General features: G+C 71.0%; 10 protein-coding genes and 1 pseudogene. 8 read left to right on the top strand and 3 right to left on the bottom strand.

Annotation, left to right across the window (positions count from 1 at the left end):
• The 7 genes from FOY91_RS19870 to FOY91_RS19840 all read left to right on the top strand — a co-directional run.
• A partial coding sequence (locus tag FOY91_RS19870; RefSeq protein WP_145155599.1) for a DUF885 domain-containing protein occupies positions 1 to 1,717 on the top strand: 1,717 nt, incomplete at its 5' end.
• Between the two features lie 232 nt (positions 1,718 to 1,949).
• Positions 1,950 to 2,327: a fluoride efflux transporter CrcB gene (gene crcB / locus FOY91_RS19865; RefSeq protein ID WP_145155597.1), complete on the top strand. Its 378-nt coding sequence runs from the start codon at positions 1,950 to 1,952 to the stop codon at positions 2,325 to 2,327.
• Positions 2,324 to 3,448: an RluA family pseudouridine synthase gene (locus FOY91_RS19860; RefSeq protein WP_145155595.1), complete on the top strand. Its 1,125-nt coding sequence runs from the start codon at positions 2,324 to 2,326 to the stop codon at positions 3,446 to 3,448. The genes crcB and FOY91_RS19860 overlap by 4 nt, the downstream gene beginning before the upstream one ends.
• Positions 3,448 to 4,050, top strand: a complete 603-nt coding sequence (locus tag FOY91_RS19855) for an FMN-binding negative transcriptional regulator (RefSeq protein WP_145155593.1) — start codon at positions 3,448 to 3,450, stop codon at positions 4,048 to 4,050. The genes FOY91_RS19860 and FOY91_RS19855 overlap by 1 nt, the downstream gene beginning before the upstream one ends.
• A complete protein-coding gene (locus FOY91_RS19850) occupies positions 4,047 to 4,706 on the top strand; it encodes an HAD-IA family hydrolase (RefSeq protein ID WP_145155591.1) in 660 nt (219 codons plus the stop codon). Before FOY91_RS19855 ends, FOY91_RS19850 begins: the two co-directional genes overlap by 4 nt.
• Entirely contained in the window at positions 4,703 to 4,936 is a 234-nt protein-coding gene (locus FOY91_RS19845) for a hypothetical protein (protein WP_145155589.1), read from the top strand. Before FOY91_RS19850 ends, FOY91_RS19845 begins: the two co-directional genes overlap by 4 nt.
• Positions 4,933 to 5,628, top strand: coding sequence for an ATP12 family chaperone protein (locus FOY91_RS19840; RefSeq protein ID WP_145155587.1), 696 nt, complete (start codon positions 4,933 to 4,935; stop codon positions 5,626 to 5,628). The genes FOY91_RS19845 and FOY91_RS19840 overlap by 4 nt, the downstream gene beginning before the upstream one ends.
• Before the next feature lie 193 nt (positions 5,629 to 5,821).
• Here the strand turns inward: FOY91_RS19840 and FOY91_RS19835 are convergent, their stop codons facing one another.
• Positions 5,822 to 6,091, bottom strand: coding sequence for a hypothetical protein (locus FOY91_RS19835; RefSeq protein WP_145155586.1), 270 nt, complete (start codon positions 6,089 to 6,091; stop codon positions 5,822 to 5,824).
• Positions 6,092 to 6,219: 128 nt separating this feature from the next.
• Between FOY91_RS19835 and FOY91_RS19830 the strand changes: the two genes are divergently transcribed.
• On the top strand, positions 6,220 to 7,218 hold the full coding sequence (locus tag FOY91_RS19830) for an LLM class flavin-dependent oxidoreductase (RefSeq protein WP_145155584.1): 999 nt from the start codon (positions 6,220 to 6,222) through the stop codon (positions 7,216 to 7,218).
• Between the two features lie 306 nt (positions 7,219 to 7,524).
• On the opposite strand, the gene FOY91_RS22480 is transcribed toward FOY91_RS19830, so the two are convergent.
• Both FOY91_RS22480 and FOY91_RS22660 read right to left on the bottom strand, forming a co-directional pair.
• Positions 7,525 to 7,794 carry a hypothetical protein gene (locus FOY91_RS22480; RefSeq protein WP_238995807.1) on the bottom strand — a complete coding sequence of 90 codons (270 nt, stop codon included), beginning with the start codon at positions 7,792 to 7,794 and terminating at the stop codon, positions 7,525 to 7,527.
• A 358-nt stretch (positions 7,795 to 8,152) separates the two neighbouring features.
• Positions 8,153 to 8,306: pseudogene (locus tag FOY91_RS22660) on the bottom strand (thiamine pyrophosphate-dependent enzyme); the annotation flags it as partial.

The raw sequence follows: 8,306 nt of genomic DNA, 5'->3' as shown, positions 1-8,306 counted from the left end.
GCTGGATACGGCGGCGGACCGCATCCTGGCGCAGACGCCCGAGGCCGGCGTGTATGCCGGCGTGCCGGCCGCGCTGGACGGCGGGCCGCTGGCCGGCGTGATCGACGATTACTCGCCCGCCGGCGAGGCGAGGCTGCGTGAGACGCTACGCGCCGGGCAGGCCGATCTCACCCGCCTCACCTGCACCGCCGACGCCAACGGCGCGCTCGATCTCGCCACCGGCCGCGCGGTGCTGGAGAATTCGCTGCGGTCGGCCGACATCCCCTATGGCCGGGTCGCGCCGTTCAGCTTCTCGGGGCACGTGCCCTATCTCGTCACGCAGATCGGCGGCCCGGCGATCGACACGCCCGCGATCATGACCGGCCAGCAGTCCGTCTCCACCCCGGCGGCGGTCGAGGCGTGGCTTGCCAAGCTGGATACGTTTCCCGCCGCCTTCACCGGCGTCGGCGCCAAGCTGGCGGCGGACGAGGCGGCCGGCTGCCGCCCGCCGCGCATCCTGCTGGAGGGGGCCGCCAAGGTGATCGCCGGCTTCTTCGCCGGCCCTGCCGACCGGCACCCGATGATCGCGGCGCTGCGCGACGGCATGGCCAGTGCCCGGCTAGACGCCGCCTTTCGCGACAGGGCGCTGGCCCGCGCCACCCGCCTGCTTGAAGATCGCGCGCGCCCGGCCTACGCCGCCCTCGCCGCCCAGGTTACGGACATGATCCCGCGCGGGCGCGCGGAGGACGGGCTGTGGGCCCAGCCGCAGGGCGATGCCTTCTATGCCGCCAACGTCCGCTCGCTGGGCGATACGGCGCTGCCGCCCGCCGAGATCCACAAGATCGGCCTCGGCGAAGTCACCCGCATCACCGCCGCGATGGAGCGGCTGCTGCGCGCCCGCGGCCTGACCAAAGGGAGCGTCGGCGCGCGGATGACGGCGCTGGCCCTCGATCCGGCCAATCAGTTCGCCGACAGCGACGCCGGCCGCGCCGAACTGCTCGACTATCTGCGCGGCCTCGTGGCGAAGATGGAAGCGCGCTATCCCGAGATCCTGCCGCCCGCGATGATCCCGCGCCAGCGCCTCCAGATCCGCCGCGTGCCGGTGGCGACGCAGGCCGGCGCGCCGGGCGGCTATTACGACGGCCCCTCGCTCGACGGCCCCCGCCCCGGCACCTACTGGATCAACCTGCGCGACATGGAGGCGGTCGCCCGCTTCCACCTGCCCACCCTGAGCTATCATGAGGGCGTGCCCGGCCATCACACGCAGAACTCGGTCGCGCTCGGCCTCGGCGAGCAGCCGCTGCTGATCCGCCTCGCCAGCTTCAACGCCTATCAGGAGGGCTGGGCGCTCTATTCGGAACGGCTGGCGGCAGAGATGGGCGCCTACGCCACCGATCCGCTTGGCGACCTCGGCCGCTTGCAGGACGAGCTTTTCCGCGCCGTGCGTCTGGTGGTGGATACCGGCCTGCACTTCCACCGCTGGGACCGGATGCGCGCCATCGCCTATATGCAGGGCGTGACCGGCCACGCCTCTTCGGAAGTGACGGCCGAGATCCACCGCTACATGGCATGGCCGGGGCAGGCGCTGGGCTACAAGATCGGTCAGCTCCGCCTGATCGAGCTGCGCGACCGGATGCGGGCGAAGCAGGGTCGGCGCTTCACGCGACAGGCGTTCCATGCGCTGGTGCTCGGCCGGGGAGCGATGCCGCTGGATCTGGTGGCGCAGCGGATCGGCTGAGCGCGCGGTCCCCCTCCAGGGAGACGGAATTGCCATCCCCGCCCCTTGCGTCGAGGGGAGTCGAGACGCGGCACGCATCGCCAGTGGCGTCCCTCGACTTCGCCCGGGGAAGGAGGGGAGCGAGTGTATCCCCAGCGTCGGGGTGGCGGATCGGCGGCGCAGCGGCTAGAGACGGCCAATTCAACCAACCCGCTCCACCACGCGAGCGGGGCGGCGTTAGGTTTTGTCTTCCATGCCCCCTCTCCTCCTCGTCATGGCCGGCGGCGCGATCGGTTCCGGCGCGCGCTACCTGGCGGGCGTCGGCGTGACGCGCGCGATGGGGCCGGGCTACCCCTACGGCACGTTGTTCGTTAACCTGGCCGGCGGACTGCTGATGGGGCTGCTGGTCGGCGGGCTGGCGCGGGCCGACGTGGCGGGCGAGCCGTGGCGGCTGCTGCTCGGCGTGGGCGTGCTCGGCGGGTTCACCACCTTTTCCTCGTTCAGCCTCGAAACCTATATGCTGCTGGCACGCGGCGAGGTGGCGACGGCGGCGGGCTACATCATCCTCTCGGTCGTCGCGTCGGTCGCGATGCTGGCGCTGGGCATCCATACGGTAAGGGCATTGGCATGAGCGGCGACGGCAAGACGGAGGATGGCCGCAACTTCATGGTCGGCTACGACGACGACGGCATCCGGGTGGATCGCTGGTTCAAGCGGCATCTGCCGGAAACCAGCTTCAACCTGGTATCGCGCTGGGCGCGCACCGGCCAGTTGCGCGTCGATGGCGCCCGCGTGACGCCGGGGGATCGCATCGCCGCCGGCCAGAGCATCCGCGTACCCCCGCCCGAGATCATCGAGGCGGCCACCGCCGCCACCGCCGACAAGCCCGCCCGCCTCAAGAAGGAGCGCGCGCCGCTGTCGGAGGAGGACACCGCCTATATGCAGGCGATGGTGATCCACCGCGATCGCTCGGCCATCGTCATCAACAAGCCGCCCGGCCTCGCCACGCAGGGCGGCACCAAGACGGACCGCCATGTCGACGGCCTGCTCGACGCGCTCGCCTTCGATGCGCCCAACCGGCCCAAGCTGGTGCACCGGCTGGACAAGGACACCTCCGGCGCGCTGCTGCTGGCACGATCGGCCAACGCCGCCGGGCATTTCGCCAAGGCGTTTTCCAGCCGCACCGCGCGCAAGGTGTATTGGGCGCTGATCGCCGGCGTCCCCTCGATCGAGGACGGCATGATCGAGTTGCCGATCGGCAAGCAGCCCGGCACCGGCGGCGAGAAGATGCACGTCGACGAGGCGGAGGGCAGCCCCGCGCGCACCCGCTACCGCGTGATCGAGCGTGCGGGCAACACCGCCGCGTGGGTGGAGCTGCAACCCTATACCGGCCGCACCCACCAGTTGCGCGTCCACATGGCGGCGATCGGCCACCCGATCGTGGGGGACGGCAAATACGGCGGGCTGGAGGCGTTCCTTTCCGGCGGGATCAGCCGCAAGATGCACCTGCACGCGCGCCGCATCCGCATCGACAGCCCGGACGGCGGGCAGATCGACATCACCGCCGAGCCGCCGACGCATTTCGCCGACAGCATCACCCTGCTCGGCTTCGATCCGAAGCGCGCCGAGATGCCGATCGACGACGTGAAGTTCTCCGAGACGGCCGAGGGCAAGCGCCGCGCCGAAAACGCCGCCGCCAAATCGCGCCGCAAGGAGCGCAAGGGCGAACGGCGCGGGCGCGGGCGCGGCTGATGCACCCGGACCCCGCGTTCCGGCTGAATGACGAGGCGGCGATGCGCGCGTTCGCCGCCCGTCGTGCGTTCGCCCACATCTTCGCCGCCACGCCCGACGGCCCGACGGTGGTACACGCGCCGGTGCTGGTGGACGACGCGGGCCACCTGCGCTTCCACCTCTCGCGGCGCAATCCGATGGCGGCGCTGCTCGACGGCGCGCGGGGGATCGCCAGCCTTGCAGGCGCGGACGGCTATGTCAGCCCGGACTGGTACGGCCTGCCCGATCAGGTGCCGACGTGGAATTACGTGGCGGCCGAGGCGCACGGCACCTTCCGCCGGCTGGACGCGGCGGAGACGGTCGCGCAACTCGACGCGCTGGGCACCGACCATGAGGCGCGGCTCGCCCCTAAACCGGCGTGGACACGTAGCAAGATGACGCCCGGCCGCTTCGAGGCGATGGTCGGCGGCATCGTCGGCTTCCGGCTGGTCGTGGCCGAATGGCGCGGCACCGCCAAGCTGTCGCAGAACAAGCCCGCCCCGGCGCGCGCCCGCGTCGCCGCCGCCTTCGCCGCTGCCGGGCATGGCGAGATGGCGGCGCTGGTGGCGGGGGCGGCGGCATGAACCGCCTCGCCTTGTTCGATTGCGACGGCACGCTGGTGGACAGCCAGGCCGCGATCTGCGCCGCGATGGGCGAATGCTTCACCGCCGCCGGCCTGCCCGATCCGGGGGCGGAGGCCACCCGCCGCGTGGTAGGGCTGAGCCTGGTCGAAGCGGTGGCGATGCTCCACCCCGCAGGTGCGCCTGCGCTCCACGTCACGCTGGCGCAGGATTACAAGCGCGCGTTCCAACGGCGGCGCGGCGCGGGGCTGGTGGCCGAACCGCTGTTTCCGGGCATCGCCGAGGCCATCGAAAGCATCGGCGCGGCGGGCTGGCTGCTCGGCGTCGCCACCGGCAAGTCCGATCGGGGGCTGGGTTTCTGCCTTGCCCACCACGGCATCGCCGACCGTTTCGTCACCTTGCAGACGGCCGACCGCCACCCCTCCAAGCCGCACCCCTCGATGGTGCGCATGGCGATGGCGGAGGCGGGTGCGTCGCCCGAAACCACCGTGGTGATCGGCGACACCAGCTTCGACATCGGCATGGCGAAAGCGGCCGGCGCCGCCGCGATCGGCGTGGCGTGGGGCTATCACGACCGCGTCGAACTGCTCGCCGAGGGGGCCGATTTGGTCGCCGATACCCCCGCCGATCTCCTCCACCTGCTGGAGCGCCTCGCATGAACCTTTCCCCCGACGAGCGGGACCGGCTCGCCCGCGTCCGCTTCACGATCATCTCGGCGGCGCGCGCCAGCGGGCTGGTGCTGATGATCTTCGGCCTGTGGATATGGCTCGGCGATCTGGTGAGGGCGGGTGGCTGGATGGCGCTGGGCCTGCCGTTGTTCGCCATCGGCCTGTTCGAGTCGCTGGTGCTGCCGCAAATCCTCGTCAGCCGCTGGCGGAGCGAACGATGAAGCGTTTCTATACGGACGTAACGCTGGCGGACGACGTCGGCGGCCATGCCGTGCGGCTGGACGGCCGCCCGGTCCGCACGCCCGCGCGCGCGCTGCTGGCGATCCCGTCGCGTCCGCTGGCCGAGGCGATCGCCGGGGAATGGCGCGCGCAGGGCGAGAAGGTCGATCCGGCGTCGATGCCGCTCACCGGTCTCGCCAACGCCGCGATCGATCGGGTCGCGCCTGATACCGTCGCCTTCTCAGCCCCCCTCGCCGCTTACGGCGAGACAGACCTGCTCTGCTACCGCGCCGATGGCCCCGCCGAGCTCGTCGCGCGGCAGGCCGAGGTGTGGGATCCGATCCTCGACTGGGCGCGGCATCGCTACGATATCGCCTTCACCCTCGTCGCCGGCATCATGCACCGCCCGCAACCCGCCGCCACCATCGCGCGGCTGGCCGAGGCATTGGCGACGCGCGACGCGTGGGCGCTGGCGCCCCTCTCCCCGCTCATCACGATCAGCGGATCGCTGGTGATCCCGCTGGCGGTGATCGAAGGCGCGATCACCCCCGAGGCAGGGTTCGACGCCGCACATCTCGACGAGATCTGGCAGGCCGAGCAATGGGGCGAAGACAGCTTGGCCACCGAAGCACGCGTCGCGCGGCGTCGCGATTTTCTTCTCGCGGCCCGGTTCGTGGCGTTGGCGGCTGGCTGAACCGTCGGCTGGCGAAGGCTACCTCGGCCCACCGCCTTTTCGCTCGCACAAGTCCGACCACGGGCTTTAGCGATTATCCGATCCGATAGGCGGTCAACCCCCTACCCCCCACTGCGCTGTTCCCCGGGCGTGGACCGGACAGGATCGCTACGATCCGTATCTGTCACGCCGGATGGCCTTCCACCTGTCGGTGCTACGAGCGCCGACCGCGATACAGCAACGCAGCGGCGACAGCAGCGGAGCCGATCCCGATGGCCACGCCCGCCGCCGGCCACAGGTTCGATTTCAACGCGCTGGCGGCCGCGATCGCCTCGCCGGCGCCCGCCAGTTCACCGCCGGGATTGGCGGGAGAGGCATCCGCCACCGCATCGTTGCCGGCATGGCTCGCGGTGGTCGCTGGCGGCAGTGCGGCGGCACCCGCACCGGGCACGGCGTCGGCGGGGAAGGCGGGTTCCTGGCTCATCGGGGTCTCTCCGGTCGTTTTCGTCACATTGGCAACGCGAGCGATAGGCCATCGGTTGCGCGAGCGACAACCCCGCGCCCTTCCATCCGCTCCGCCGGTCCCTAAATTATGGGCCAAGGAGATTTCGCATGGTTGCACTGTCCGTTCTCGATCTGGTGCGCGTGGTGGAAGGCGGCGACGTGAAGCAGGCGCTGGACGCCGCCCGCGACCTGGCCGGCCACGCCGAGCAGCAGGGCTACACCCGCTTCTGGGTGGCCGAGCATCACAACATGCCCGGCATCGCCAGCGCCGCCACGTCCGTCGCGCTCGCGCATATCGGCGGCGGCACCCGCACGATCCGCATCGGCGCGGGCGGCATCATGCTGCCCAACCATGCGCCCTATATCATTGCCGAGCAGTTCGGCACGCTCGCCAGCCTGTTCCCCGGCCGCGTCGATCTGGGGCTGGGCCGCGCGCCCGGCACCGACCAGATCGCCGCGCGGGCGATGCGTCGCGATCCGATGGCATCGAACGAGTTCCCGCAGGACGTGCTGGAGTTGCAGGCCTTCCTTGCGCCCGCGCAGGAGGGCCAGCGGCTGCGCGCGGTGCCGGGGATGGGCACGCAGGTGCCGCTGTGGATCCTCGGCTCCAGCACGTTCGGTGCGCAGCTGGCGGCGGAGCTCGGCCTGCCCTACGCCTTTGCCTCGCACTTCGCGCCCGATATGCTGATGCCGGCGCTGAACATCTATCGCAGCCGCTTCAAGCCTTCCGCTCAGGCATCGACGCCCCACGCGATGATCGGCGTCAACATCATCGCCGCCGATACCGACGCGGCCGCGCGAAGGCTGGCGACGACGCAGCAGATGTCGTTCGCCGACCTATTGCGGAACGCGCGCGGCCTCTCCCGCCCGCCGATCGACGACATCGCCGATTACTGGTCCCCGGCCGAGGCCGCGCAGGCGCAACGGATGCTGGCGCGCAGCATCGTCGGCGGACCGGAGACGGTACGGCGCGGCATCGCCGCGCTGGTGGCGGAGACGGGGGCGGACGAACTGATGATCGTTTCCGACATCTTCGACCAGGAGGCGCGCCGCCGCTCGCTCACGCTGATTGCCGAGGCGGCAGCGGAAATGCGGCAGGCGGCGTAGGCGGGCGACTCCCGCACTGGCACGCCAGACCGAACCAAGGTCAGGAGCATGAGGCGGGGCGGGCAGTCCCCGTTTCGCTCCGCTCGGTGACGTCGAAAACGTTCGAACGTGATCTGGCCGGTTTCGGCCGGTGCGATCCGGCGGCGCTTTGGCATGGAGATCGGCGTACCGTCGTCCCCCTGCCAGACCGCTCGCCGCCAAGGAGAAGCGATCGCTGCTCGGTGAATGGGCGCGCACCTTCGTAGTCAGATCGGAGTCGTCGTCTCTGGGCAGAAGACTCAGGGCGACGGCCTCATGACGGCGTCCTCAGAACGATAGCGACATGCGGCCCATCGCGCGGTTTGGCCGCACCTTCACCCGCACGCGCAACTCGCCATCGTCCCGGCGGTCGTAGGCGTCGGTGGACAGGCGCCAGTCCTCCGCACCCGTTTCCTCGGCGATCATCATGTCGTCCACCAGCACCAGCGTGGCGCGGGCCGGCGTCTCGATCAGCGGCCCCGGCCTCGCCCGTGCCTCGGCGATGCCTGGCATCGACAGCAGGGTGACGAAACCGGCAAGGCACACGCTTCTGACCACGATCGCTCCGTTCTCGGTCGCAGCACCCGCTGCGTGGCCGTTCAACGCCGCGTACGCATATGGTTTCCGCCAGACGTATTTCCCTACAAATCCGCCCCGGCCCTCCCGGCTGTGCGCCCCGGCACACCGCCGCCGGCCCGGGCCGGCTATCAGGTCCGGGCGTCGCTGCTCCCTGATGATGGAACCCCCTCCATGGCCAGCCACGATGCCGCGACGGAAGAGCTTGCGCGACTGCTTGCGGCCGGGGCCGGGGTCGACTGGGACCGACTCGGAAATTACCCGGGCTATCTGCGCCACTGCTGGCGCGAGCGGGCGCAGGTATTGCGTGCGTCGCTGGCGGACGAGCCTTCCCGCCCCGCCCCCGCTCGCCCGCCTCGCCGCCCGGGTCGTGGACGGCGAAGAAGTCGGTCCCGGCGACCGCAACCGCCGGCATTCCGAACGCCGCGGCGCGCGCGGCCAGATCCGGGGTGCCGCAGGCATAGGAGGCGGCGGTGCCCTCACCGAAGCCGTTG

The sequence above is a fragment of the Alterirhizorhabdus solaris genome (genome assembly GCF_007785815.1).
GTDB classification, from domain to species: domain Bacteria; phylum Pseudomonadota; class Alphaproteobacteria; order Sphingomonadales; family Sphingomonadaceae; genus Alterirhizorhabdus; species Alterirhizorhabdus solaris.
This window is presented reverse-complemented; position numbering and strand designations above follow the sequence as displayed.